This is a genomic window from Nocardia sp. (genome assembly GCF_025465275.1).
Taxonomy (GTDB): Bacteria; Actinomycetota; Actinomycetes; order Mycobacteriales; family Mycobacteriaceae; genus Nocardia.
Window position 1 is genome coordinate 1 of record NZ_JAODNK010000169.1, and the last position, 23,444, is coordinate 23,444.

27 protein-coding genes are annotated in these 23,444 nt (G+C 65.7%); 12 read left to right on the forward strand and 15 right to left on the reverse strand.

Going from position 1 to position 23,444, the window contains the following annotated elements; genetic code table 11:
* From JWN03_RS35075 to JWN03_RS35100, 6 genes are all read right to left on the reverse strand, one after another.
* Positions 1 to 1,076, reverse strand: a 1,076-nt coding sequence (locus JWN03_RS35075; protein ID WP_297624229.1) for an acyl-CoA dehydrogenase family protein, incomplete at its 3' end; no start/stop codon positions are given.
* A 62-nt stretch (positions 1,077 to 1,138) separates the two neighbouring features.
* Complete coding sequence (locus tag JWN03_RS35080; protein WP_297624231.1) at positions 1,139 to 1,849, reverse strand: GAF and ANTAR domain-containing protein; 711 nt, start codon at positions 1,847 to 1,849, stop codon at positions 1,139 to 1,141.
* A gap of 9 nt (positions 1,850 to 1,858) precedes the next feature.
* Positions 1,859 to 2,725, reverse strand: coding sequence for an ANTAR domain-containing protein (locus JWN03_RS35085; RefSeq protein WP_297624232.1), 867 nt, complete (start codon positions 2,723 to 2,725; stop codon positions 1,859 to 1,861).
* Positions 2,726 to 2,749: 24 nt separating this feature from the next.
* Complete coding sequence (locus JWN03_RS35090) at positions 2,750 to 4,615, reverse strand: CheR family methyltransferase (RefSeq protein ID WP_297624235.1); 1,866 nt, start codon at positions 4,613 to 4,615, stop codon at positions 2,750 to 2,752.
* A complete protein-coding gene (locus tag JWN03_RS35095) occupies positions 4,615 to 5,214 on the reverse strand; it encodes a chemotaxis protein CheB (protein ID WP_297624237.1) in 600 nt (199 codons plus the stop codon). The genes JWN03_RS35090 and JWN03_RS35095 overlap by 1 nt, the downstream gene beginning before the upstream one ends.
* A gap of 43 nt (positions 5,215 to 5,257) precedes the next feature.
* Positions 5,258 to 5,698 (reverse strand): T6SS immunity protein Tdi1 domain-containing protein, encoded by a 441-nt coding sequence (locus tag JWN03_RS35100; RefSeq protein WP_297624243.1) that lies wholly within the window; start codon positions 5,696 to 5,698, stop codon positions 5,258 to 5,260.
* A gap of 120 nt (positions 5,699 to 5,818) precedes the next feature.
* Here JWN03_RS35100 and JWN03_RS35105 point away from each other — a divergent pair, with 120 nt between their 5' ends.
* The 3 genes from JWN03_RS35105 to JWN03_RS35115 all read left to right on the forward strand — a co-directional run bounded on the left by JWN03_RS35105 (position 5,819) and on the right by JWN03_RS35115 (position 8,685).
* The gene (locus tag JWN03_RS35105) at positions 5,819 to 6,880 is read left to right on the forward strand and encodes an AraC family transcriptional regulator (protein ID WP_297624244.1); all 1,062 of its coding nucleotides are present in this window, start codon (positions 5,819 to 5,821) and stop codon (positions 6,878 to 6,880) included.
* A gap of 120 nt (positions 6,881 to 7,000) precedes the next feature.
* A complete protein-coding gene (locus JWN03_RS35110; RefSeq protein ID WP_297624247.1) occupies positions 7,001 to 7,825 on the forward strand; it encodes a DUF4389 domain-containing protein in 825 nt (274 codons plus the stop codon).
* Positions 7,826 to 7,866: 41 nt separating this feature from the next.
* Positions 7,867 to 8,685 (forward strand): SDR family oxidoreductase, encoded by an 819-nt coding sequence (locus tag JWN03_RS35115; RefSeq protein ID WP_297624250.1) that lies wholly within the window; start codon positions 7,867 to 7,869, stop codon positions 8,683 to 8,685.
* Between the two features lie 70 nt (positions 8,686 to 8,755).
* Here the strand turns inward: JWN03_RS35115 and JWN03_RS35120 are convergent, their stop codons facing one another.
* Entirely contained in the window at positions 8,756 to 8,938 is a 183-nt protein-coding gene (locus tag JWN03_RS35120) for a hypothetical protein (protein WP_297624252.1), read from the reverse strand.
* A gap of 102 nt (positions 8,939 to 9,040) precedes the next feature.
* On the opposite strand from JWN03_RS35120, the gene JWN03_RS35125 reads away from it, so the two are divergent.
* Both JWN03_RS35125 and JWN03_RS35130 read left to right on the forward strand, forming a co-directional pair.
* Positions 9,041 to 9,775, forward strand: a complete 735-nt coding sequence (locus tag JWN03_RS35125) for a molybdopterin-dependent oxidoreductase (protein ID WP_297624255.1) — start codon at positions 9,041 to 9,043, stop codon at positions 9,773 to 9,775.
* The gene (locus JWN03_RS35130) at positions 9,759 to 10,385 is read left to right on the forward strand and encodes a cytochrome b/b6 domain-containing protein (protein ID WP_297624258.1); all 627 of its coding nucleotides are present in this window, start codon (positions 9,759 to 9,761) and stop codon (positions 10,383 to 10,385) included. Before JWN03_RS35125 ends, JWN03_RS35130 begins: the two co-directional genes overlap by 17 nt.
* A gap of 71 nt (positions 10,386 to 10,456) precedes the next feature.
* Here JWN03_RS35130 and JWN03_RS35135 read toward each other — a convergent pair whose 3' ends face one another.
* The gene (locus JWN03_RS35135) at positions 10,457 to 10,936 is read right to left on the reverse strand and encodes a MarR family winged helix-turn-helix transcriptional regulator (protein ID WP_297624261.1); all 480 of its coding nucleotides are present in this window, start codon (positions 10,934 to 10,936) and stop codon (positions 10,457 to 10,459) included.
* A gap of 22 nt (positions 10,937 to 10,958) precedes the next feature.
* Between JWN03_RS35135 and JWN03_RS35140 the strand changes: the two genes are divergently transcribed.
* Positions 10,959 to 11,750: a CPBP family intramembrane glutamic endopeptidase gene (locus JWN03_RS35140; protein WP_297624264.1), complete on the forward strand. Its 792-nt coding sequence runs from the start codon at positions 10,959 to 10,961 to the stop codon at positions 11,748 to 11,750.
* A 150-nt stretch (positions 11,751 to 11,900) separates the two neighbouring features.
* Positions 11,901 to 12,563, forward strand: coding sequence for a serine hydrolase domain-containing protein (locus tag JWN03_RS35145; protein ID WP_297624267.1), 663 nt, complete (start codon positions 11,901 to 11,903; stop codon positions 12,561 to 12,563).
* Here JWN03_RS35145 and JWN03_RS35150 read toward each other — a convergent pair whose 3' ends face one another.
* Positions 12,564 to 12,794, reverse strand: a complete 231-nt coding sequence (locus JWN03_RS35150; RefSeq protein ID WP_297624270.1) for a hypothetical protein — start codon at positions 12,792 to 12,794, stop codon at positions 12,564 to 12,566.
* A 48-nt stretch (positions 12,795 to 12,842) separates the two neighbouring features.
* Positions 12,843 to 13,715: a LysR substrate-binding domain-containing protein gene (locus JWN03_RS35155; RefSeq protein WP_297624273.1), complete on the reverse strand. Its 873-nt coding sequence runs from the start codon at positions 13,713 to 13,715 to the stop codon at positions 12,843 to 12,845.
* Between JWN03_RS35155 and JWN03_RS35160 the strand changes: the two genes are divergently transcribed.
* Positions 13,629 to 13,814 (forward strand): universal stress protein, encoded by a 186-nt coding sequence (locus tag JWN03_RS35160; protein ID WP_297624275.1) that lies wholly within the window; start codon positions 13,629 to 13,631, stop codon positions 13,812 to 13,814. The genes JWN03_RS35155 and JWN03_RS35160 overlap by 87 nt on opposite strands.
* Here JWN03_RS35160 and JWN03_RS35165 read toward each other — a convergent pair.
* Both JWN03_RS35165 and JWN03_RS35170 read right to left on the reverse strand, forming a co-directional pair.
* Complete coding sequence (locus JWN03_RS35165) at positions 13,811 to 14,254, reverse strand: response regulator transcription factor (protein ID WP_297624278.1); 444 nt, start codon at positions 14,252 to 14,254, stop codon at positions 13,811 to 13,813. The genes JWN03_RS35160 and JWN03_RS35165 overlap by 4 nt on opposite strands.
* A 388-nt stretch (positions 14,255 to 14,642) precedes the next feature.
* Positions 14,643 to 15,170 carry a TetR/AcrR family transcriptional regulator gene (locus JWN03_RS35170; protein ID WP_297624317.1) on the reverse strand — a complete coding sequence of 176 codons (528 nt, stop codon included), beginning with the start codon at positions 15,168 to 15,170 and terminating at the stop codon, positions 14,643 to 14,645.
* 167 nt (positions 15,171 to 15,337) lie between these two features.
* Between JWN03_RS35170 and JWN03_RS35175 the strand changes: the two genes are divergently transcribed.
* Positions 15,338 to 16,282, forward strand: a complete 945-nt coding sequence (locus JWN03_RS35175) for an aldo/keto reductase (protein WP_297624280.1) — start codon at positions 15,338 to 15,340, stop codon at positions 16,280 to 16,282.
* Between the two features lie 38 nt (positions 16,283 to 16,320).
* On the opposite strand, the gene JWN03_RS35180 is transcribed toward JWN03_RS35175, so the two are convergent.
* Positions 16,321 to 17,616 carry a glycosyltransferase 87 family protein gene (locus JWN03_RS35180; protein WP_297624283.1) on the reverse strand — a complete coding sequence of 432 codons (1,296 nt, stop codon included), beginning with the start codon at positions 17,614 to 17,616 and terminating at the stop codon, positions 16,321 to 16,323.
* Positions 17,617 to 17,790: 174 nt separating this feature from the next.
* On the opposite strand from JWN03_RS35180, the gene JWN03_RS35185 reads away from it, so the two are divergent.
* Positions 17,791 to 18,678 (forward strand): sigma-70 family RNA polymerase sigma factor, encoded by an 888-nt coding sequence (locus JWN03_RS35185; protein ID WP_297624286.1) that lies wholly within the window; start codon positions 17,791 to 17,793, stop codon positions 18,676 to 18,678.
* 95 nt (positions 18,679 to 18,773) lie between these two features.
* On the forward strand, positions 18,774 to 19,244 hold the full coding sequence (locus JWN03_RS35190) for a carboxymuconolactone decarboxylase family protein (protein ID WP_297624289.1): 471 nt from the start codon (positions 18,774 to 18,776) through the stop codon (positions 19,242 to 19,244).
* 44 nt (positions 19,245 to 19,288) lie between these two features.
* Here JWN03_RS35190 and JWN03_RS35195 read toward each other — a convergent pair whose 3' ends face one another.
* A complete protein-coding gene (locus JWN03_RS35195) occupies positions 19,289 to 20,221 on the reverse strand; it encodes an SMP-30/gluconolactonase/LRE family protein (protein ID WP_297624292.1) in 933 nt (310 codons plus the stop codon).
* Positions 20,222 to 20,330: 109 nt separating this feature from the next.
* Positions 20,331 to 21,143 (reverse strand): helix-turn-helix transcriptional regulator, encoded by an 813-nt coding sequence (locus tag JWN03_RS35200; RefSeq protein WP_297624295.1) that lies wholly within the window; start codon positions 21,141 to 21,143, stop codon positions 20,331 to 20,333.
* A gap of 155 nt (positions 21,144 to 21,298) precedes the next feature.
* Here JWN03_RS35200 and asnB point away from each other — a divergent pair, with 155 nt between their 5' ends.
* Positions 21,299 to 23,143, forward strand: coding sequence for an asparagine synthase (glutamine-hydrolyzing) (gene asnB / locus JWN03_RS35205; protein WP_297624298.1), 1,845 nt, complete (start codon positions 21,299 to 21,301; stop codon positions 23,141 to 23,143).
* Positions 23,144 to 23,444 lie beyond the last annotated feature (301 nt).

Here is a 23,444-nt window from a genome sequence, read left to right on the forward strand (position 1 = left end):
CGATCCAGGCGCAGCCGCTCGGACACAATCGACGCGCCGCCGACCTCGAACAGCAGCGTGGTGGCAGGCAGCACCAGGTCGATCACCGCCAGCTGCGCCTGGGCGGCGGCGAGTTCCGCTGCGACCACGGCCTTTTCGTCACGTGCGCCGTCGTCCAGCACCTCATCCAGGACGTCGGCGACCGCGAGCACACTGGCCCGTGCCGCGAAGGCCGCACCCGACAGGCGGCCGATGACCTGCTGCACCAGCGGATCCTGCCGGGGCAGATCGGCGGCCGAGTGGGTGTAGCCGCGCGTGCGCGCCGCGACCCACTCGCGGGCATCGAGTTCCGCACGCCGCGCGATTCCGGCAAGCACCGCGAGCTGCACCAACTGCAGATAGGAGGTCGCGTAGGTCGGCCCGGGAGCACCGTAGCCGGGCCCGAGCACCTGATCCCGGCGCACGGCCACATCGGTGAAGTCCGTGGTACCGCTGGCCGTCAGCCGCTGCCCGAAACCGTCCCAATCATCTTGCTGGCGTACACCTTCGGCCGTCGCCTCGACAAGCACACCCACCCGCTCGCCGTCACGATCCGCCGCGACCAGGATGTGATCGGCATACAGCGAACCGGTGCTGTAGTACTTCGTGCCATTGAGCAGGAACCCCTCACCCGAGGCGGTCAGGCGAGTCCGGTAGCGATCGACGGCGCCCACACCCGGTTCGGTAATGGCATTGCCGACCAGCGTGCCCGCGACCACCGCGCGCAACCACCGTTCCCGCTCGGGACCGGGCTCGGCGAGCAATTGATCCTCTACGAACGAGAAATGCACCCGAAGTGCCTGCGGCAGATTCGATTCGGCGGCGGCGAGTTCGGTCAACAGCCGGAACAACTGCCGCACGGTGACGCCGTAGCCGCCGAATTCCACCGGCACCCGCAGGGCACCGAAACGCGCCTCGCGTAGCCAGCCCACCTCCTCGAAGGAGAGCTTGCGATCGATTTCGCGTTCGACTGCACCTGCGGCAATACGGTCGAAGATCGGCCGGAAAATTGCATCCAGGTCGGAGTCGGTGGTGGATTTCACCTCGGTGGATGTCATCGCCCAACGATTGCGCGGACCGGGCGCGTTATCACCAGTTATACGCACCGCGATCGAAAGCCTCAGGGTTGGACTCGGCCCTCCACCACATCGCGTGCAAGTGTGGAAAGCAACAACTGATGATTGCGCGCATACCGGCGCAGGACGGCGAACGATTCGTCCATGGTCAGCGCCATACGGGTCGAGATAATGCCCTTGGCCTGCTCGATGACGACACGACTGGACAGGGCGAGTTCCAATTGCGCACTCAGCGTGCGGCTCTCGTTCAGCTCGCGCTCGCGCAGCAGGGTGATCGCGGCGGCATCGGCCAGGGATTGGCCGAGGACCAAGGCCGCAGGGTCCAGCGGATCGGAACCCTCGCGATACAGCACCAGTGCACCGACCGGGGATTCACGCATCCGCAGCGGGACGGCCGCCACCCGGGTGTAGCCCAGGGTGTGCGCCCGCGGCACATATCGCCGCCAGCGCTGCCGGGGGATCGGACCGTCCAGCACGGCCTCGACCACCGGCGCACCGGTCCGGCGGCAGTCGTAGCCCGGGCCCTCCCGCCAGGCCGACGCCTCTGTTTCCAATTGTGCGACTTCGGGATCCGAGGCGCCGCTCACCGTAACTCCGGGTCTTTCGTCGAGGATTACCGACGCCGCGCCGACACCCAGTACATCGACGCTGCAGTCCGCGAGCGTGGTCAGCAGCGCCGGTATGTCGTAGTCGTCGCGCAGCCTCTCGGCCAACGATACGAACGCATCGGCAAGCCGCTGATCCGGCCTGGTCATGACTTCCCCTCAATCGAGTCTCGAAGCTCCGAGAGTTATCTGCTGTGCAACGGTTTCCAAAGGCTCTCCGGTAGCGAACGCGCGGGCCTTGATGAGGGCCAGCGCATCGCTGATCGAACACTGCGACTGTTCCGCCAGTCGCCCGGCCGCCTGGTGCACGACCGGCCGGTGATCGGCCCCGCCGTACAGCCCGGGGTCACCGTCCGGGCCGATCAGGACGCCACTGACCGACAGCGCGGCGGCCACCTCAATAATGATCCCGGATTCCGCCCAGCCGGGCCGCGGATCGAAAACCGTTAGCGCGCCGATAGATCCGGCGGGCGTCCGCAACGGTACAGCGACCACGGCGGCGACGCCCAGCGCCGCCAGCGCGGATCCGTAACAGGGCCAGCGTTCTTCGATCGCGGGCCCGGCGGCCGCGACGAGCCGGCGATCACGCGCGGCGTCCACGGCCGGGCCGGCGCCGAGGACATACTCCAAATCCTGTGCACTGCGCGCGGATTGGTTCGACGCCGCGACCGCGAGCTCACTCAGATCGGCGCCCACCAGCGTGAGCGCGGCACTTCCGGCCCCGCATGCCTCGGCGACCCCCGTCATGAACACCGGCGGACGCGTACCGCGATCCACCAGCCACGCGGTGACGCGGCGCGCGTAGGACTCCTGCAGGCGCGCTGCCGCGAGATGGCGAGCGATCATCCGGTGGTGCATATCTGCCATGGTCAGGTGAAACTGCCGACCCGTTTCGGCGGCGAGACGCTCATGCCGCTCGGCCGATACCTGCTGCCGCGCGGCGCGTTCGCGAGCCCGCGTGACATTCAGCCACGCGGTGGCTACTTGTGCGGCAAGCGATTCCGAACCGCTGCTCGATGCGGTCATGGTCGTAGCATACGGCTCCCGGTATCAGCCGACGGCAGCGTCTGCGATGTCCTCCATCAACAGCACCACGCCGCCTTTGTGCCCGGCGAACGGGGAACAGGTCACCGCGCACGCGATGGTGCGGCCGATGCGGTTCACCGAGGGAACGCTGAGCGGTCCCGCCCGTTTACCGGAGGCGATGCAGTCCTGAATGATCTCGTGCAATTGGGCGGTGGGCAATCCGAAACTCAGCGAGAAGAAGTGCTCGTCGAGCACCTCATCTGGGCGCAGGCCCCACAGTTCGCTCGCACCACGATTCCAGCTGCGCACCTTCATATCCGCGGACAGCACGACGACGCCGGCTGCGATACTGCTCATCACACCTTCCAGGAAGGCGCGCGCCTCGTTGAGATCCATTGTCCGGAGCCGCATCTCGTCGTTCATCGTTTCGAGCTCTTCATTGCCGGACTGGAGTTCCTCGTTGGCGGTTTCCAGCTCCTCGTTCGTCGATTGCAGTTCCTCGTTGGTGGTTTCGAGTTCCTCGATGCTGGATTGCAGTTCCTCGTTGGTGGTCTCCAGCTCCTCATTGGTCGATTGCAGTTCCTCGTAGGCGGTCTCGAGGTCTTCGCGGACTCGTTTGACCTCCTCCTTCAGCCGGGTCGCCAGGGTGACATCGGAGAAAGTGATATTGATGGCGACCGGCAGGCTGGGCCCCTGCGAGATCGGCTGGATGAGAATGTCGAAGTACTGCAGGTCCTCACCGAGGCGGCGTTCGGCCGCAGTGACACGCAGCGTCCGACGCTCGTGCGTGGCCTGGTCGATGAGAGAGCGCAGTTCCGTGGGCCGATAAGACAATTCGAGGTCTCGGAAAGGACGGCCGACATCATTGTTCGAGACGCCGAATTGGGCGCGCGCCTGATTGTTGATCATGACGACGGACCCGTCCGCGTCCAGTGCGATGCTCGCGCCGGGGGCCGCATCGAGGATCAGGTCGCGCAGCTGGCGCATGCGGGAAGCCGCTTGCATTTCCACACCGACGCCAGGCCGCATCTTCAATGCCGGAACGGAATACGGCCGGCCGCCGCCGCCCGGCCGCCGCCGGAAGATGCGCTGGCGAATGCTGATCGCCTCGAACCGCTCGCCGTCGCTCAGCAGCATTTCGGCCTTGCCGAGGAACAGATAGCCGGCCTCGCGCAGAGCGAAGTGGAAGCGGTCGATGATCTGGCTCTGCGCCTCGACATTGAAGTACATCAGGGTATTCCGGCACACCAGCAGATCCAGCCGGGAGATGGGCGCATCGTGGGTGATGTCGTGGCGGCCGAAGATCACGCGCCGCCGCAGATCCGGACGGAAGGCGAACTGGGCGCCGCTCGGTTCGAAGTATTTCTCGCGGAATTCCGGGGACAGCGCATCGAGCGACTTGGCCGGATACAAACCCGCCCGTGCTTCGCGCAGCGCCTCCTCGTCCACATCGGTGGCGTAGACCTTGACGCGGTTCATGCACTCTTCGATGCCGAGCGCCTCCGCGAATATCATGACCAGCGAGTACGCCTCTTCGCCGCTGGAGCAGCCCGCGCTCCACACCCGAATTTCCGATTCGGGCGCGACGGAGGCGATGACCTCGGGCACCACTTCACGCTGCAGCAGCGTCCAGGCGTCCGGATCCCGGAATATGGCCGTGACATTGATCAGGATCGTATTGAACAGCGTCCGGAACTCGTCCGCATCGGCCTCGAGCCGGTCGCGGTAGTCCGGATAGGTCAGCGCCGAGACCTCACCCATCCGTTTTCGAATGCGGCGCGTGAGGGTGGAGCGCTTGTACCCCGTGAAGTCGAACCCGCGCGCATCGCGAATGAAGCCGAGCAGATCCTCGAGCTCATGGTCGGGATCCACACCGGTCGGTTCGGTCATTACTTCCTCTCGGTCTCGACTAATTCGCGGATCACCGCTGCGATCTCGTCGAGAGGTAGCACGAAGTCGACCGAACCCGTGCTCACCGCGGACTTGGGCATGCCGGTGAACTCCGCCGTAGCCGGGTCCTCGGCGATGACCGTGCCGCCGCGCGTCTTCACCGCCTCGACCCCCATGGAGCCATCGCTGCCGGTGCCGGTCAGCACACAGGCAATCGCCCGCGGTCCGTATGCACCCGCGATCGACTCGAAGAGCAAATCCGCTGAGGGACGCAGAAAGTGGACCAGTTCACTGCTCGACAGCGTCACGATGCCGCCGTCGCCGACCAGCAGATGCCGGTCGGGCGGGGCCAGATAGACGGTGCCCGCGAGCGCGCGCTCACCGGTCTCCGCGAGTTTGACATCGAGTTCGGTGCGGCGCGCGAGGACTTGGGCGAGCACCGTCTTGTGCCGCGGATCCAGATGCTGCACAACGAATATCGGCACCGGCAGGTCAGGACCGAGCGCGCCGAGCAGTACGCCGAGCGCGCTGACGCCCCCTGCCGACGAGGCCACCGCCACCACGTCGAATTGTTCCGAGGGGTGCCGTTCAGGCGTCATACCCTGAGCGTAGCCCCGTTATCGGGTTCCAGGGCCGGGCCCCTCAGTCGCTCTCGAACCCGTGCGCCTGCGCCACCAGATCGAAAAACACCCACACACCGCCCTTGTGGTAGGAACCCGGATCCTCGGAACCGCCGAGGAACGGATACGGGGTGGCGATATAGACCTCGTCCTCGGCCAGCGGGCCCAGTCGCCGCCGGATTGCCGAAACATGCTGCGGCTGCAGCACATAGGTGAGGAAGTCGGGATCGAACAGCACCCGGTCGATGAATGCGGTGATCTCCGCGAAGGTGCCGTAACCCTTGGTGCCGGGGCTGTACGGGTCGAGCACCGCGTATTCGCCGGTACGCGTACTCATCAGGAAGGCGTGCCCGAGGTCCGAGTAGCCGACCACGGTGTCGAACTGGGGAAACTGCGGCGCCCACGCCGGCATCACCTGCTCGAAGAGGTAGGGGCCGACCAATTTGAAGGGGACGCTTGTCACTGGTCCCATCCAACCAGAGCCCGCACTTTCCACCGGATCCGGTGGTCACTGTCGCGTCAGCGTTGTAGCTACCTGGGGATTTCACGCAAATGTGTGCCGCAAGTTTGCGAAGATAACGGGATGTCGGGCGAGCTTGGGCGGTTGCGCTCCATCAATAATGCGGCTCTGCTGGTCGAGTTCGGCGCGGGGCGAGCCCTGTCGACGGACTCCATGCTGCTGCATACCGGCATCAAGGAGAGCGATCTGACCGATCCGTCGGCGGAGATCGAACTCGAGCAGGAGTTCGAGTTGATCGGCAATATCCTCGCCGGTACCGCTGACGAGCCGGGGCTCGGGTTGCTGGCCGGAATGCAGTGTCATCCAACAAGTCTCGGCATCTGGGGCTTCGCTATCAGTACCAGCCCGAATCTCCGCCATGCTTTGGAGATCGGGCTGCGCTACGTCGATATGTCATTCACCGTCGCCCTGCACAAGCTGGAGAATCGGGGCGCTGACGTCGCCATCGTCCGGGACGACAGCATGGTGCCGCCCGGTATCCGCCGATTCGCCTTGGAACGTGATCTGGTGGCGATCGGCACGGTCCAGCAGGACCTGCTGCCGATGCGACTGCCCGCCGTCCGGCTCGAGGTCCCGCTGGAGCGACATCCCATGTACGAAACGGTGTTCGCCATGCTCGGCGTTTCCGAGATGACCTTCGGCGCACCGAATCTGGTATTGACATTGCAGGCATCCTCGCTGGAACTTCGACTGCCGCAGGCGAACCCGGCCAGCATGAAGATCTTCGAAGAGCAGTGCGCGGAGATCGTGCAGCATCGGCAGAAGCGCGGCGGAATCAGTGGACAGGTTCGTGAACTGCTCATTCATCGCCGGGGGATGGCGGATCAGTCCGATATCGCCGCCGATCTGGGCATCAGCGTGCGGACGCTGCGGCGTCGCCTCGCCGACGACGGGACATCGTTCCGGGAGTTGAGCGGCGAGACGATCGGCTTGCTCGCCGAGGAATTGCTCACTGCGGGACTGACTGTCGAGAGCGTGGCCTGCCGGCTGGGCTATGCGAGCGTCTCCGCCTTCGGCTCGGCATTCCGGGCGTGGAAGGGACAAACCCCAGGCCAGTACGCCCGGCAGAGCCGCACCCCACGGCCGCGCACCATCGACCAGCAGGCGTGGCGCTCGCGCACCTGACCCGAATCACCGGCACCGGCAACCGCATCCACGGCGGCGCGGTTCCCGGGCGATCAGCACACTCCGAGCTACATTTCGGTCGACCGAGTTCGGCTCGACTGTGAAAGCGAGTGTGATCGCATGACTGTGCGCGAATCCTGGCCGAGCGAAACCTGGCCGGCCCGCGGTGAGACATTGGTCGAGCTGGATGTCTTTCCGCCCGAACAGCATCGCCGATGGACCGTCCTGCTGCGCGCCCTGCTGGTGATTCCGCAGGCGATCGTGCTGTGGTTCCTGAGCCTGGCCGCCTTCTTCGTGGTGGTGTGCGGCTGGTTCGCCGCACTGGTGACCGGGCGATTGCCGGACTGGTGCGGTGACTATCTGCGCGGTTACTTCGCCTACACCGCTCGGGTGACCGCGTATTCGATGCTGCTGGTCGACGCCTACCCGCCGTTCGCCTGGAACCCGCCGGATTACCCGGTGCGCGTACTGTTCCCGGCGCCGACACCCTTGAATCGGGTGGCGGTGCTGTTCCGGCTGGTGCTGGCGTTCCCGATTCTGGTGTTCACCAGTTGGCTCATGTCCGGCTGGGCGATCATCGCGTTCGTGCTGTGGCTGATCGTGCTCATTGCCGGCCGCATGCCGCGCTCGGTCTTCGAGTCCACCTCGGCGGTGCTGCGCGCCCAGATTCGCACGCAGGCCTACACCTACCTGCTGACCCCCGCGTACCTGAAGGGCGTCTTCGGCGATCAGCAGCCGCTGCCGGTGGCCATGCCCGACGCGCCCTGGATCGAGCCGGTGCCGCAGTCGCCGACCCGGCCGCTCATGCTCTCGCAAGCGGGTCAGGCGCTGCTGATCGTCATGCTCGTCCTCGGCATTGTGGCCAGCCTGCTGGAGAACGTGGTGGGCGGCAGCAGCTCTGACGATGACACCGATTCGATGTCGTCGTCGCAGCGCGCCGGATAGCCACTTGCTTGGAGTGCACTCCAGGTTACTACCGTGATCGCATGAGCAAAGTTTGGTTCATCACCGGAGTCTCACGAGGATTCGGCCGCGAATGGGCACTCGCGGCGCTGGAGCGAGGCGACAGCGTCGCGGGCACCGCGCGCGACCTGACCACGCTCGACGATATCGTCGGCAAATACCCCGACACCTTCCTGCCGATCCGGTTGGATGTCACCGACCGGGACGGCGACTTCGCCGCGGTACAGCAGGCGGCCGAGCGATTCGGACGCCTCGACGTGGTCGTCAACAATGCCGGGTACGGGCAGTTCGGCATGATCGAGGAACTCAGCGAGGACGAACTGCGGGCGCAGTTCGAAACCAATGTCTTCGGGGCGCTGTGGGTCACCCAGGCGGCCGTGCCGATCCTGCGTGCGCAGGGCGGCGGCCACATTCTTCAGGTCTCCAGCATCGGCGGCATCTCCGCCTTCCAGAACCTCGGCGCGTACCACGCTTCGAAGTGGGCCCTCGAAGGGTTCTCGCAATCCCTCGCACAGGAAGTCGCGCCGTTCGGCATCCACGTGACCCTCATCGAACCCGGCGGTTTCGGCACCGACTGGTCCGGTCCGTCGTCCAAGCACGCCACTCCGAACCCGGCCTACGATGCGGCCCGCGCGGCGCGGGCCAGCCAGCGCTCCGGCATGCCCAGCGGCGATCCGACCGCTACCGGCACCGCGATCCTGGCGGTAGTCGATGCGGACGAGCCGCCGCTGCGTATCTTCCTCGGCGAAGTCCCGCTGGCCATCGCCACCGCCGATTACGAATCGCGATTGGCGCTGTGGCGTAAATGGCAGCCGATTTCGGCTGCCGCACAAGGCAACTGACGTAGATCCACGAATGCCGGGTGCCCATGGGCACCCGGCCTTCGCCGCTGACATACCGAACGGTGACCGGCTAGCGGCGGTAGCCGCGCACTGCGATGAGCACGCCGGCGATGAAGACGACCGGGCCGATGATCGACCAGGTGACGGTATTGCTCATCGGGCTGCCCGAGACGACACCGAAGCCCTGCAACGACCAGAGCAGGCCGGCCAGTCCGATGATGACGCCGAGCGCGACGAAGATGGGGCTGCGCATGAGGCTGCCTTTCGGGTTGCACCGCGGGGGCGGCGAATTCTGATTCCACAGTAACCGCCACCGGGTGCGCGGGCGCGGCGACTATCGGTGGATAGTGGAGGTGTGTCAGCCGAAAAGACCTCCGATCGAGACCGCCTCGGCGCGCCGGTCGGGCGGCGTGTGGTGCTCGGGCTGCTGGCCGCGGGCGCTGCGGGCGTGATCGGGGGCTCTGCTCTCCAAAAGGGTCTGGAGGCTGTGCTCGGGCCGATCGGCAACCGTGACCCGACCGGTCTGGTCGGACTCTTGCCGGTCGGCAATACATTTCGCTTCTATTCGGTCACCAGCGGCGCTCCGAAGCGCGACGCGAGCAATTACCGGCTCGATATCACCGGTCTGGTCGACAAGAAACGCAGCCACACGCTCGCCGATCTGCAGGCCATGCCGCAGACGAAGTTGGTGCGCGACTTCCAATGTGTCACCGGGTGGCGGGTGCCCGAGGTGCATTGGAGCGGCGTCCGGCTCTCCGATCTGCTCGACGAAGCCGGGGTGAACAGCGCGGCGACGGCGGTACGGTTCACCTCCTTCGACGGCACCTACTCGGAGAGCCTCACCCTCGCGCAGGCGCGCCGCGCCGATGTCCTTGTCGCACTGGAGATGATCGACGGGCCGGTGACCCATAATCACGGGGGACCGGTGCGGCTCTATGTGGCGCCGATGTACGGCTACAAGAGCTGCAAATGGCTTTCCGGGATCGAGCTGACCAGTGAGGTGGTTCCGGGTTATTGGGAGCACCGGGGTTACTCGATCGACGGGTGGGTCGGGCAGTCGAACGGACGTAATGATGACCCGACCAGCTGACGCGCCCGCGCGCGACCTGCACCGGTTCAGTCGCGCCGAGCGCTGGGTGCATTGGCTGACCGGAGTGCTCGTCGTCATCTGCATTCTGACCGCGGCGATCCTGTACAACGGTTCGCTCGCGGTGCTGGTCGGCAACCGGCACACTGTCGAAATCATCCACGTCTATTGCGGATTCGCGCTTCCGGTCCCGATTCTGCTCGGTCTGGCGTCACGGGCTTATCGCGCCGATCTGTCGCGGCTCAATCGTTTCACCGGCGCCGACTGGTTGTGGTTCCGTTCCAAACGCCGGCGCCTGACCGGTGAGCAGGTCGGGAAATTCAATGCGGGGCAGAAACTGAATGCGGCATTGAGCGCCGGATCGATATTCGTACTGCTCGGCACCGGCATTATCATGTACTTCCCGAATTGGACCCGGCTGGCCTGGCGCACGGGCGCGACCCTGATGCACGACTGGTTCGCGCTGGCCTTCGGAATCCTGGTGGTGGGTCACCTCATGTATGCGCTGCGGGACCGAGAAGCCATGCGCGGCATGCTTACCGGGAAAGTGTCGAAGTCCTGGGCGGCCGAGGAACATGAGCTGTGGGCGGCCGAGGACGACGAGAAGGCGTAGCGCCATTGCGCACCTGAGGAATTCGGGTCGCACCGCCCGGGCGCGACCCGAATTCGCCTGTAGGCGTTCGGTTACGGCACCGCGCCGAGGTTCTCGGTGAACTGTTCGTGGCTTTCCCGGGTCTGCACGAGGAACTCCTGAATGAGTGTCAGTTCGGCAATGCTGTAACCGGCCAATCGGGTGCGCCCACGGGCGATTCGGCTCGCGATCACCGGCGTGACCAGATCGACGACGCGGGCCGTGGGGCGAATGAGTATCCGCTTCCCATGGGTCGGGTCGGGTTCTCGGACGGCATAGCCCTTGGCCTCGAGGCGTCCGAGGAGTGCGGTCACCGAGCCCGGAGTGAGGTGCAGGAGTTCGGCGAGGCGTCCTGCCGACTGCGGGCCCTGCCGCATGATCACATCCAGACAGCGCAGATCGGTCCGGCCGATGCCGAGGTGGTCGGCCAGGGCGCGATCACTGTCGTCGCTGGCGGCCTGCAACGCCGCGAGCTCGGCAGCCACTCGGGCCTCGAGCTGCACCTTCTCGTCTGGTGTTTGACTATCAAACATAATCCGCAGCATACTATGTTTGATGTTCAAAGATAATCCGGACCGCGAACGATGGCTGCTGGTCGGCGCCTACATCGGGATAGTCCTGCCCGCCATGATCGGGTTCGGACTGACCGGGGCACCGATCCTGGTGGTCTTCGCCATGCCGTCCGTGGTCGCGCTCGTGCTCGCCGGGATCTCGCGGCAGCGCCGAAATATGCTGGCGGATTTCGGAATTCGCCGCACCTCGTTGACATCACTGGGTGCGGCAATCGCCGCACCCGCGGTGGCGATCCTGATCGGTGTGCTCCTACTCGTCGCCTGCGGCTTCGATCGCGTACCGCAATGGCTGCTGCCGATCGGCGCGTGGCATGTGCTCAGCGGAATACGCCAAGGCATGTTCGAGGAATTGGGTTGGCGCGGATTCCTGCAGCCGCAGTTGAACATTCTGCTCGATGCGCGCAAGGCCGTCGTTCTCACCGGACTGGCGTGGGCGATCTTCCACTTCGGCCTGATCCTCGGCGACGGCATTCCCGGCGGCGCGCCGTGGTGGCTGTATCTTCCGATCTTCACCGCCACGCTGATATCGGTCAGCGTCTACGCCGGATACCTGCGCATCATCACCGGAAGCGTATGGCCCGCAGTGGCATTGCACGCATCGAACAATATTGTCAGCAGCTACGTCGAACAATTGCTCGTCTCGCATTCCCATCCCGCGCTCGCCGAATTGCTCGGCGACACTACAGGATTGATCCTCTGGCTGTCCCTGGCCGCGTGGGCCTGGCCGCGACTGCGCCGGATCGATCACGCCGCGATGCAAGGAAGTCTCCGATGAAACGCCTCTGGCTGCTTATCACCCTTATTGCCGTCACCTCGGCCTGCACCACCGGCCCGGCCTCGGCCGCCGGATTGGATACCGGCGCATTGGACAAGGCCATTCTGATCCAGCCCGGAGACAATGCGGCCGGTCAGCTCGCCTTGATCGGTGCCACAGGACAAGGGGCGTGCCTGGCCCGGGCCGCACTTCGGACCCGGCACCAAACAGGAGTACAGCTCCTTCGCTTACCGGGTGGCGGGATTGCTGATCGAACGCGTCACCGGAATGTCGTTCGCCGACGCGGTGCGCCAGCGCATTACGCAGCCGCTACAGCTCACCGAAACCTCGGTCCCCGGAACGGATCCCACGTTACCGGCACCCGTGTTGATCGGCTATCTCACCAAGACCGATGGCACCGTTGTCGACATAGCAGACCAGTCCGGACTGGCTTCGGCGATGATCTCCACCGCCTCGGATATCGACCGATTCTTCCTGGCCATGATGCGCGGTCAGTTGCTCGCGGCCGAGCAGCAGCGGGAACTGTTCGCGGTTCCGCGTGATGCCGCCGGAACGCTGCTGTGCGATATCGACAAAGCACCTGCCGGCACACAGTGTTTCGGCAGCGGGCCGATGACCACCCGGCTCGGCGACGGCACCGTGCTGTGGGGCAAGACCGGGCACGACGTCGGTTACACCGGCGGCGTCTTCAGCACCCTCGACCTGCAACGCCACGGCGTCTACGCGGTCGGGCGGATAACCCTCGACCAAGGTGATGCACCCGTGCTGACCGCCCGGCTGGCTCGAGCAGCACTGGAGGGCATGCAGCACTGACTATCCGTCGTAGTCGTCCCAGTCGATGCCGAGATGTGCGAGCGAACGCAAGGCGCTGGGAAGTTTGGCGCCGGCAGTGACGGTGATATCGCCGTCGCCGAAATCGCCGACCTGGACCATGAGATCAGGCGCGCTCAGCACAGCGGCGTCGTCGGTGCCGAACACGTCCAGCCATGCCAGCCCCGGCAGCTCATCGCTCTCGTTCACGACATCCAGTTGGCTCAGCGACATTCCGCGAGCATAGGCAACGCCGATTCCCGGGGCAGATGCCGCCACCGGTCATGTGCCGGTGCCTGTCCCGACAGTCGATTCGGGTACGGCAGGCGCGGGGAGCAGCCCGGCGGCGAGCTCGAAAAAGGCTCGGGCAGCGGGGGATTGGGGCCCGTCCTGGCGGTAGACGAGGGCGACGGTTCGATGCAGGTCGGCATCTGCGATCTCCAGGACGCGTGGTTTGGCGGCGCGGCGGGTGGCGGCGCGGGCGATCGACCGGGGAAGTACCGCAATGCCGAGGCCGAGGGCCGCGAATTTGATCATCTCTTCGACGCGCACGACCTCGAAGACCACGCGGCGTGTGACCCCGGAGCTGGCGAAGCAGTGGTCCACCTGCTCGCGTAGTCCGTAGCCGGGCGGGAAGTCGATGAATCGTTCGCCGGTCAGGTCGGCCACCGATACCCGGCCGGAGAGTTCGTGGCCTTCGTGAACCAGGCCGACCAGGTCCTCGACCAAGAGCGGCTGGGCACGGAGCTTGGCGGGCAAGGGTTTCGGCGGCAGCCCGAGAATCGCCATATCGAGTTCGGCCGAGCGCACCTCCTCCACCATGCGGTCGCTGCCGCCGCTGCGCAGGGCCACCTCGACTCCGGGATGGCGAGTGTGGAAGTCGCGCAACAGCATTGCCATGTCCAGGGTGAGCGGCGGGCATTCCATCATGCCGACGGCCACATTGCCGCGGAGAACACCCCGGAGCGCGTCGGCCTCGGCCCCGACGGATGCGGCGGATGACCACACCCGGGCATCACAGTGACGCCGGTTTCGAAGGGCTACGGGCAGCGCTACCCCGATGTTGCGGTGCGCCGAATCGTCTTGGCCGACAGGCCGGTTCACTCGCTGCTGGATGAATCCGCAAATGCCCAGCCGGTAGTCGTCCGCAGCCACGGTCGTGGTGGGTTCGCCGGCATGATCCTCGGGTCCACGAGGAATGCGCTGCGGCATTCGGTCGAGGTGCCGATAATCATCGTCCGTGATGCGAATTAAACGATATCCGTGGAACCAGTGAGGCGCGTGTGAATACGGGTGAGCAACTCACCGGTCCGGAATGGCTTCAGTAGATAGTCGGAGGCGCCGGCCGCCATCACCAGTTCGATGAAATCCGGATCGGTTTCGTCGGCGAGGACGACAATCGGCACCACGGTGTGCTGCCGCAACTGCAGGCAGATCTCCGAGCCCCGGAGGTCGGGAAGCGCGAGATCCACCAGCACCAGGTCCGGATGCCAGGTATCCGTCGTGATCAGCGCCTGCCCACCCGTGGCGGCCCGCACGGGGTCGTATCCCGCCTTTGCCAAGACGATCGCAGCCATTTCGGCGACCGCGGGATCGTTTTCCACGATGAGCACCTTGATGAGCTCGGAATTGCGGCGGCCGAGGGGGACGGGCGGTAGTGCCGTCCGAGATACCGCTGGCGGATATTGGTTCATGGCAGTTCCTTCGCCTACGGGATCCCCGACCCGTGACCCGTGTCGCGTTGAATTGCCAGCACGACCAACGGACCTTGACGCTATACCCGTCTGCAACCATTCAGCAATAGAAATGTGAGCTAACCCCGCGTTAATTCGCGGGGGTCTCACGCTCATCGCTATACGGTCACAAGCTGGGCTACGGGCTGCGCCTTTCTGGCCGAACGAAGGGTCGTTGTCGACGGTCAGGCAACCGGCCGCGAGGCACTCGCGGTCATGTCGGCGAAGGCCTGCGCAACCGGAGATCGCCGCGAAACCGGTGATCCGGCGAACAGCCTCCGCGATAGCGGAGTACCGCTGTGGCGCAACAGCTCTCAACCCCAAGCTCGACCTGATCGAGTTGGGTGGCCTAATCGATGGTGCGCAGTGCATCCATGATCAGGTCGAGGAGGCGGGATACCTGGTCGGGGGCGTCGCCGGCGGCGGTGCAGATTCCCAGCAGCATGATGGTGAGGTCGTCCGGGTCGATATCCGTGCGGAGGGAACCGGTTTCGGCGCCTCCGGTCAGGATTATGGCGATGGCGGCGGTGATGCGTTCGCGGGTGTTCGGGGTGGTGATGCGGCCTGAGGCCCAGCCGGCGCGGAGGGTATCGATCATGCCGCGCTTGGTGGTGAAGAAGGCGGCGTAGCGGCCCATCCAGGCGCGCAGGGCGGCGTCCGGGGGGAGTTCGCGGAGTAGGGCGGCGGCACTGTTGGTGACCTCGTCGAGTTCGGTGGCGTATACGGCTTCGACCAGGTCTTCGCGGGTTGGGAAGTGGCGGTAGAGGGTGCCGATGCCGACACCGGCCTCGCGGGCGACGCCTTCGAGCGAGACGGGGCCGGCGGTGGCGGTGAAGGCGGTCCGGGCGACTTCGAGGAGCTTGTCGCGATTGCGCAGGGCGTCGGTGCGCGGTGCGCGGGCGGTGCGGGACGGCTCAGCGGGGTCCTTTTCGCTGGGTGGGGTGTTGTTCGGATTCAAATCGGAGGGCCCTCCGGTTAAGTGGTACGCTCGAAGTAACGGAGGCTCCTCCGCTTATCTCATCGTCTCATACGGAAAGAACACCCATGAGCGTGAACAACACACCTTCTTCCCAGCTCACGGCCGCCGGTGTCCCGCGCGCCGGAGGGAGCGGCACCCTCGGGCGGCACACGGTGTCCCGAATCGGATACGGCGCAATGCAATTGGAGCGGCTGCACGAGGATCGTGACACCGCGATCGCACTCCTGCGGCGTGCGGTGGAACTCGGGATCGACCATGTCGACACCGCCGAGTTCTACGGTTTCGGGTTCGTCAACGGGCTTATTCGCGACGCATTCGGTCCCGAGGACGGCGTTGTCGTCGTCAGCAAGGTGGGCGCCGACCCCAATCGCGGCGGGCGCATTCCGCTGCGTCCGGCCCAGCAACCCGAACAACTGCGGGCCAGCGTCGAGGACAATCTGAAATCGCTCGGACTCGACCAGATTCCGGTGGTCAATCTGCGCCGCCTGGACGCCGGACCGGGTCTGCGGGCCGAGGGTGACCAGGTAGTGGACCTGGATGACCAGCTCGCGCTGATGATCGCGCTGCGCGAGGAGGGCAAGATCGGCGGGATCGGCCTGAGCAGCGTGACCCTCGACGGCCTGCGCCGCGCCCTTCCGGCCGGGATCGTGTGCGTTCAGAACGCCTACAGCCTGGTGATGCGCGGCGATGAGGAGATGCTTGAGCTGTGCGCCGCCGAGAGCATCGCGTGGATGCCGTACTTCCCGCTGGGCAGCGCGTTCCCCGGTCTGCCGAAGGTGACCGACGCTCCGGCCGTCATCGCTGCCGCGCAGGCACTGGACCACACGCCCGCACAGGTGGGCCTGGCCTGGCTGCTGCATCATGCGCCGAATGTGCTGCTGATTCCGGGCACCGCGGACATCGGTCACCTCGAGGCCAATGTCGCCGCCGGAACGATAGATCTGGACGATGCCGCCCTTACCGCGCTGGATAGCGCCGAATCGTTCTCGAACGACATTCGGCTCAGCTGAGACAATGTCCGGATCGGCTGAGCCACACGGTATTTCGATCAGGTTTTGGAGCGGATCAGATCAGGTTCGAGAGCTGGGTTGCGACGATTCGACACCTCGGGCCGCCGCAACCGGAGGGCTGTCGCCGCGAACAGCGCGAGCGTCAGCCAGATGTAGGCGTTGTGGTCGAAGACCGCGAACGGGCCGCGGTTCGGGAAGTCGAAGACACTGCCGAAGTGGAGTCCGACCAGGTCGAACACCCCGCCGGAGGTGACGAGAAAGACCACGACCAGGCCCAGCGGCGCGACGATTCCGCGCCGGCGCAGCGCGAGATCGCCCAGGTAGACCAGCAGCGGGGCGATCCACACCCAGTGGTGAATCCAGCTGTAGGGCGACACCACCGTGGTGGTCAGACCGCACAGGACGATCGCGGGCAGTTCACGCCCGGTTGCCGACAGTCGCCGCGCCAGCAGCAGGCAGACCACCGTGACCGCGAGAGCACCTGCGAGCCAGAGCAATTGGAGATCATGGCCGCCCAGGGCACGGGCGATCATGCCGCGCAGCGACTCGTTCTGCGGGTTCTGCGGGACACCCACGCGCGCGGGATCGTCGAAGGCGCCGCCCCAGAATGTCACCGAATCCTTGGGCAGCACAGCCAAACCCACCGCCATGGTGGCCACGAGTGCACCGATTGCGGTGGCGGCGGCCCGATATCGGCGGGTCACCAGGAAATAGAGCACGAAAAAGACTGGCGTCAGTTTGATTCCGGCGGCAATGCCGGTCAGCACACCCTTCCAGCGCGAGGAATCCGGCAGCGCCATATCCGCCAGGACGAGCAGCAGCAGGAGGATATTGACCTGCCCGAAGGCCATGGTCTCCCGGATCGGCTCGCACAGCATGAGCACACCGGCGATCGACAGGCCGACCACCACCAGTCGCCGATCCCGCCGGTAGCCGAGGACCGACAGCGCCGCCCACATCGACCCGGCGAGCATGGCGAAGTTGCCGAGCGCGCCGACCCAGGTGAACAACGCACCCCGGAGCGCCACCAGCGGCACGAACAGCAGCGCGCCGAACGGCGAGTAGACGAACTCCCAGACGCCGCGGGTATGCCCGCGCAGCGGGGTGTCGTAGACCGAAACGCCGTCGGTCACTCGCTGCGCGGCGATCTGATAGGTGCCGAGATCGACCAGGTGCATCATGGTCCGCGTCGAGGCCAGCACCTGGTCCAGGTAGTAGCCTCCCGCCGCGGCCCCGAGCACCAGCACCGCCCACACCACCGCCAACGGAATCGTGCGTCGTTGCGGCACACTCCGATTCGTGGCCACCACCTGCTCGATCGTCGACAACGCCATACTTATCCCCACTACTCCGAGCTACCCATAACCCGCCCCACCGTAGTGACACCGGCCCGCGCCCGCCAGGCGGCGGCCGGGCGCAGCGCGTAGACCTGGCATTGCGCTTCGTGTCACCTTTCGCGACTCTGCTTCGTCAGCATTACGAGTCACCCGTCGAGAGGGAGTGTGAGTGTGACGCGTCTTGACTTGCTGGCGGTCGAGTTCGAGGGACAGCGTCCGCATCTGAAATCGGTGGCCTACCGCATGCTCGGTTCGCTGACGGAGGCCGATGATGCCGTGCAGGAGGCGTGGCTTCGGCTCGCTCGCACCGATACCGGCGAGATCGGCAATCTGCCCGGCTGGCTGACCACGGTGGTCAGCCGGTTGTGCTTGGACATGCTCCGCACCCGGACAGCGCGGCGGGAAGAATCGCTGGAGGTCCACCTGCCGGATCCGGTGGTCGGCCGCGACGATGCGACCGACCCGGAACAGCAAGTGCTGCTGGCCGATTCGCTGGGGCTGGCATTGCAGGTGGTGCTGGCGGAGCTGGCACCACCGGAACGGCTGGCTTTCGTACTGCACGATATTTTCGGACTGCCCTTCGAGCAGATCGCGCCCATCGTGGACCGCACACCCGTGGCCGCCAAGAAGTTGGCCAGCCGGGCCCGGCAGCGGATTCGCGCAGCGGCGCCGAGCCCCGATTCCGATCCCGGTGGGCAGCGGCGGGTGATCGACGCGTTCCAGCGCGCCGCCCGGGACGGCGATTTCGATGCGCTGCTGTCCATTCTGGATCCGGACGTCGTGCTGGGTGTCGACGGCGGTGTTCTCACCGGCGGCCTGCAGATTCTCCGCGGTGCCGCGACCGTGGCCGCACAGGCGGCGAACTTCCAGCGCATGGCGACCGCCGCGGTCGCGTATCCGGTGCGAATCAATGGGACCTCGGGCCTGATCAACACCATCGACGGCGAGCTGAGGTCCGTCACCAGCTTCACCGTCACGGGCGGGCGGATCGTCGGGATCCAGATTCTGTCCGATCCCGAACGCCTTTCCCGCCTCGAACTGGCGGAACTCATCGGCTGACCGGGGCGGTCACCTTTCCGCGACCGCCTACGTCATATGGGGGAGGGCACGAAAGCCCTTGCACAAGAAGCCTTTCGACCGCTGTGGAGGACACCATGGGACCGCGCATACCCGATGCCAATACGCTCGTACCCGAAATCCAGGAGGTGGCGGGCGCACTTGTGCGAGCCGCCGCCAACGGCTCGGTGCCGTCGGCCACGATCAGCCTGGTCTACCTGCGCGCGGGCCAGATCGTCGGCAATACCTACCAGGTGATGCGGCATTCGATCGATCTACGCAAGGCGGGAGAGTCCGAGGATCGGATCGCAGCCGTCGCAACCTGGTGGGACGCACCCTATTTCACCGATGCGGAGCGGGCCGCGCTGGCGCTGACCGAGGCCGTATTCCAGCCGAGCGCACAAGGCCGGGAGCGGGTGCCCGACGCTCTGTTCGCCGAGGTCGCACAGCACTATGACGACAAGGCGCTCTCGACCCTGCTGGTGGTGGTCGCCTCCGCCGGGTTCTGGATGTCGGTCGCCGTCATCCTGAAGCCGCCGGCGGTCGGGCAGGACGGCCGGGCGGCCTGACCGGTCCGTACAGCGGGCAGTCAGTCGGCGGTCCCGGGCATCTGTCAGCCGAGGTGGACGCGGAGCACATCGCCGCGTCCGGTGGCGACCATCAGGTCATCGTCGGCGCCCGGGACCGGCACCACCGCCGCCATCGGGCTGTCGGTGAGCACGGTGCAGGTGCTGTGGCTGTCGCGGTCGACGCGGATGAGGGCGCCCGCAGTGGTGGCGACGTAGAGGAATCCACCGGGGCCGGCGGTGAGGTCGTCGGCCAGGGCCATAGCGGCGACGGTGCTCCGCCGGGTGGGCGCATCGATCGGAATCCGCAGGATTCGCCCCTGCGGGCTCAGATAGACGGTGGTGTAGACCGAATCGCCCTCGACGGCGATCCCGTTGACGCCGAACGTCTTTGCCTGTGCGGTCCAGTCGGTGTCGATCGTGCCGTCGGTGCGGACGCGAACGACACCGGAGGTCGTATCGGCGATATAGAGGTTGCCCGCGGCGTCGAATGCGGCGCCGTTGGCCATGCCGAGACCGTTGACGAAGACCTCGGGTACGGGTGCCGCGGCGGCGGGGTCGAATCGCACGACACCGCTGTTGTGGGTGCCGGGCAGCATATTCATCGTGGTGTCGCCATAGACGACATACAGCAGGTGATCAGGACCTAGACGGATCGCACCCGGTGAGGTGACCGGGACGGTGGCGGTGATCCGGCCCGCCGAGTCGTAGCGCTGCACCACGTTTCGATAGAGCCGCGATACCCACAGGTTGCCCTGCGCGTCGTAGCCGAGGTTCTCGGCCCAATCGACGAACGGGATGTCCGGCCCGGCGAACGTGGTCGCGGTGGCGGGGGAGCAGGATGCGGGTTCGGCATGCGCAGCGGAGGGTACGGCGACGCCGGCGGCCGTCAGCGCCACGAACGCGGCGCAGGACGATGCGACCCCGCGATACCGGAAGCGATTGCGGGGGTGGGGGTTGTTCGGCCGCGTATCCGGCACGAGCTCTCCTGCGGTTCGAGTGGTTGCTGCAAGAACGCTCGCAGCGGGTCTATGCATGGTAGGTACGGTCGCGGATTCTATGCCTGGGTGCGGGACACCCAGGCACAATTCAGTCGGCGCAGGTCGCGGTTCGGAGGCCGAGCCGGGCCAAGGCGTTGACGGTCGGGCCGGGCTCGGGGTTGTAGAGCATCAGGCGCTGGCCTGCGGCGCCGCGTACATCGAAGGACTGGTACGTCAGTCGCAGCAGTCCCACCTCGGGGTGGATGAATCCTCGGGGATCGGTAGTCGCGGCGCACAGCATGTAGGAACGCCAGAGTTCGGCGAATTCGCTACTGGCCGAGGTCAGTTCGTCGATCACGAGCTGCAATCGCGGGTCGTCCGGATACAGTGCCCCGACCTGACGGAATCCGGCCACGATTGCTTGGCACGTCCACGTCCAGTCGACGCAGAACTGCGGGCTGACCGGGTCGAGGAAGGTCATTCGCGCCAGATTGTCGATCCGCGGGTACACCGAGAAGAACGCGTCGGCCATCGCATTGGTCGCGAGAATATCCATCGCCGGATTCAGGACGAAAGCCGGTGCGGCCGGGTAACTTTCCAGAATCTGCCGCAGCACCGGGCTGACCGTTTCGACCGGCTGCCCCGGCATGGCGACACCCGCGAGCCGATACAGATGCTCCCGCAGTGCCACATTCAGTAGCAGCGCCCGGCTCAGCGCATCGAGCATCTGCGCGGAGGGATGCCGCTCGCGCCCCTGCTCGAGGTGCGTGTAGTAGTCCGTATTCATACCGGCCGACTCGGCGACTTCCTCCCGGCGCAGCCCGGCGACCCGGCGCCGGCCATAGGAGACCAGCCCGATCTCGCCGGGGCGCACTCTTGCCCGCCGCGCACGCAGGAAGTCGCCGAGCAGGTTGTCCGTCATGCCGCCCAGGCTAGGCGGCGACCCGGTGTGACGTGGCACGAGCTACTTCGTAGCGGCCCTGCCGTGGCCGTTGTGGCCCTGGCGCGTGCGAGTCCCGTTGTGTTACAACGGAGTTACTAGTAATTGCATAGGCTAACTATTTAGGAGGCTGTGGGATGTGCGGTATTACGGGCTGGGTGGCATTCGATTCCGATCTCACTCAGGAACAGCACGTTCTCGAAGCAATGACGGAAACTATGGCCTGCCGAGGTCCGGACGGGCGGGGCACCTTCGTGCACACCCACGGCGCACTCGGGCATCGGCGGCTCGCCATCATCGATCTGCCCGGCGGCGCCCAGCCGATGGGCGTGCGCACACCTGCGGGTGAGGTGGGGCTGGTGTACTCGGGGGAGACCTACAACTTCCGGGAGTTGCGCACCGAACTCGCCGGGCTGGGCCACCCTTTCGAGACCGACAGCGATACCGAGGTGGTGCTGCGCGGCTACCTGCAGTGGGGTACGAGCGTTGTCGACCACCTCAATGGCATGTACGCGTTCGCCATCTGGGACCAGCGCACCGAGACGCTGGTCATGGTGCGCGATCGGATGGGCATCAAGCCGTTCTACTACTACCCGACCCGCGACGGAGTGGTGTTCGGGTCGGAGCCGAAGGCCATTCTGGCAAATCCGCTGGCGCGCAAGGCGGTTGACCTCGACGGCTTGCGGGAGCTGTTCACGCTGACCAAAGCGCCGGGCTGGTCGCTGTGGAAGGACATGCGTGAGGTCCTGCCGGGGACACTGATCACGGTGGATCGTAATGGAATTCACCCGCGCACCTATTGGCGTCTCCACGCCGTCGAGCACACCGACAGCCGCGACGACACCGTGGCGAAGGTCCGGGACCTGCTCACCGATATCGTCGACCGCCAGCTCATCGCGGATGTGCCCCGATGCGTATTGCTTTCCGGCGGACTCGATTCCAGCGCCATCACCGGGCTGGCGGCCGCGCGACTCGCACAGCAGGGCGAGCAACTGCGCACGTTCTCGGTGGACTACGCCGACCAGGAGGAGAATTTCGTCCCCGACGAAATGCGCGACACCCCCGATTCGCCGTTCGTGCGGGAGGTGGCGGCACTGGTGCGGTCCGCGCACGAGGATGTGGTGCTGAATCCGGCGCAACTATCGGACCTGTCGGTGCGGCGGGCCGTCATCGCCGCTCGCGATATTCCCGCCGGTCTCGGCGATATGGATACCTCACTGTATTTGCTGTTCAAGGCGATTCGCGCACAGTCGACGGTGGCGCTGTCGGGCGAGTCCGCCGATGAGGTCTTCGGCGGCTACCGGTGGTTCCACGATGAGGTGGCCGTCAAGGCCGACACCTTCCCATGGATGGCGTTCAGCAACCCCCTCGCCGGCGAGAGCAGCCTGCAGGTGCTGAATCCACACCTGCGAGAGCGCCTGGACATCGAGACCTATATCGGCGACCAGTACCTGACCGCGGTCGCCGAAGTCGACCATCTCGACGGCGAATCCGAGATCGAACATCGCATGCGCACCGTCTGTCATCTCCACCTGACCCGGTTCGTGCGTGCCCTGCTCGATCGCAAGGACCGCGCATCGATGGCGGTCGGCCTGGAGGTCCGGGTGCCGTTCTGCGATCACCGGCTCGTCGAATACGTCTACAACACACCGTGGTCGCTCAAGACCTTCGACGGCCGCGAAAAGAGCCTGCTGCGGCACGCCACGAAACATGTACTGCCCCAATCGGTGGCACAGCGCGTGAAGAGCCCCTACCCGTCGACCCAGGACCCCGGCTACGCGGCCAATCTGCAACAGCTGGCGAAACAGTTGCTCGCCGAGCGTAATTCGGCCCTGTTCGATCTGGTCGATCGAGCCTGGCTGGAACGGGCTGTCGTACAGGACCCGACCAAACTGGAGAGTCACACCCGTGTGGGACTCGACCGTGCGATCGACCTGCACACCTGGCTTGATATGTATTCACCCGAGCTGCAACTCGACTGACCTACAAAGAACGAGCGGTTGAGGCAAAATTTCTGCCTCAACCGCCCGTATCTCAGCTGTGTCGAGAGGGGGCACGACCACTACGCCCACGCCTTCTATCAGCAAAAACAGCCAACCATCGAGGAAGGGTCGCCCGGAATGGAGCCGTCCGGCAGTCCCCACGAAACCTGCATTCGCTCGTCGCTTCGCATCCGAGAATGCGAGGCAACCCTGTTGTGATGATCGGGATGCTCAGTGTTCGTCGGCAAAGGCCAGGAACCGGGCGTGGACGGTCCTATCCGCTTTCCAGTGCGCAACCGGC

Coding starts and splice junctions, on each gene's coding strand:
- asnB (WP_297624298.1), top strand. CDS start 21,299: ATGTGCGGTATTACGGGCTGGGTGGCATTCGATTCCGATCTCACTCAG.
- JWN03_RS35140 (WP_297624264.1), top strand. CDS start 10,959: ATGTTCAAAGATAATCCGGACCGCGAACGATGGCTGCTGGTCGGCGCC.
- JWN03_RS35175 (WP_297624280.1), top strand. CDS start 15,338: ATGAGCGTGAACAACACACCTTCTTCCCAGCTCACGGCCGCCGGTGTC.
- JWN03_RS35130 (WP_297624258.1), top strand. CDS start 9,759: ATGACCCGACCAGCTGACGCGCCCGCGCGCGACCTGCACCGGTTCAGT.
- JWN03_RS35165 (WP_297624278.1), bottom strand. CDS start 14,254: ATGAACCAATATCCGCCAGCGGTATCTCGGACGGCACTACCGCCCGTC.
- JWN03_RS35085 (WP_297624232.1), bottom strand. CDS start 2,725: ATGACCGCATCGAGCAGCGGTTCGGAATCGCTTGCCGCACAAGTAGCC.
- JWN03_RS35200 (WP_297624295.1), bottom strand. CDS start 21,143: ATGACGGACAACCTGCTCGGCGACTTCCTGCGTGCGCGGCGGGCAAGA.
- JWN03_RS35115 (WP_297624250.1), top strand. CDS start 7,867: ATGAGCAAAGTTTGGTTCATCACCGGAGTCTCACGAGGATTCGGCCGC.
- JWN03_RS35110 (WP_297624247.1), top strand. CDS start 7,001: ATGACTGTGCGCGAATCCTGGCCGAGCGAAACCTGGCCGGCCCGCGGT.
- JWN03_RS35135 (WP_297624261.1), bottom strand. CDS start 10,936: ATGTTTGATAGTCAAACACCAGACGAGAAGGTGCAGCTCGAGGCCCGA.
- JWN03_RS35090 (WP_297624235.1), bottom strand. CDS start 4,615: ATGACCGAACCGACCGGTGTGGATCCCGACCATGAGCTCGAGGATCTG.
- JWN03_RS35180 (WP_297624283.1), bottom strand. CDS start 17,616: ATGGCGTTGTCGACGATCGAGCAGGTGGTGGCCACGAATCGGAGTGTG.
- JWN03_RS35080 (WP_297624231.1), bottom strand. CDS start 1,849: ATGACCAGGCCGGATCAGCGGCTTGCCGATGCGTTCGTATCGTTGGCC.
- JWN03_RS35150 (WP_297624270.1), bottom strand. CDS start 12,794: ATGTCGCTGAGCCAACTGGATGTCGTGAACGAGAGCGATGAGCTGCCG.
- JWN03_RS35095 (WP_297624237.1), bottom strand. CDS start 5,214: ATGACGCCTGAACGGCACCCCTCGGAACAATTCGACGTGGTGGCGGTG.
- JWN03_RS35190 (WP_297624289.1), top strand. CDS start 18,774: ATGGGACCGCGCATACCCGATGCCAATACGCTCGTACCCGAAATCCAG.
- JWN03_RS35105 (WP_297624244.1), top strand. CDS start 5,819: ATGTCGGGCGAGCTTGGGCGGTTGCGCTCCATCAATAATGCGGCTCTG.
- JWN03_RS35120 (WP_297624252.1), bottom strand. CDS start 8,938: ATGCGCAGCCCCATCTTCGTCGCGCTCGGCGTCATCATCGGACTGGCC.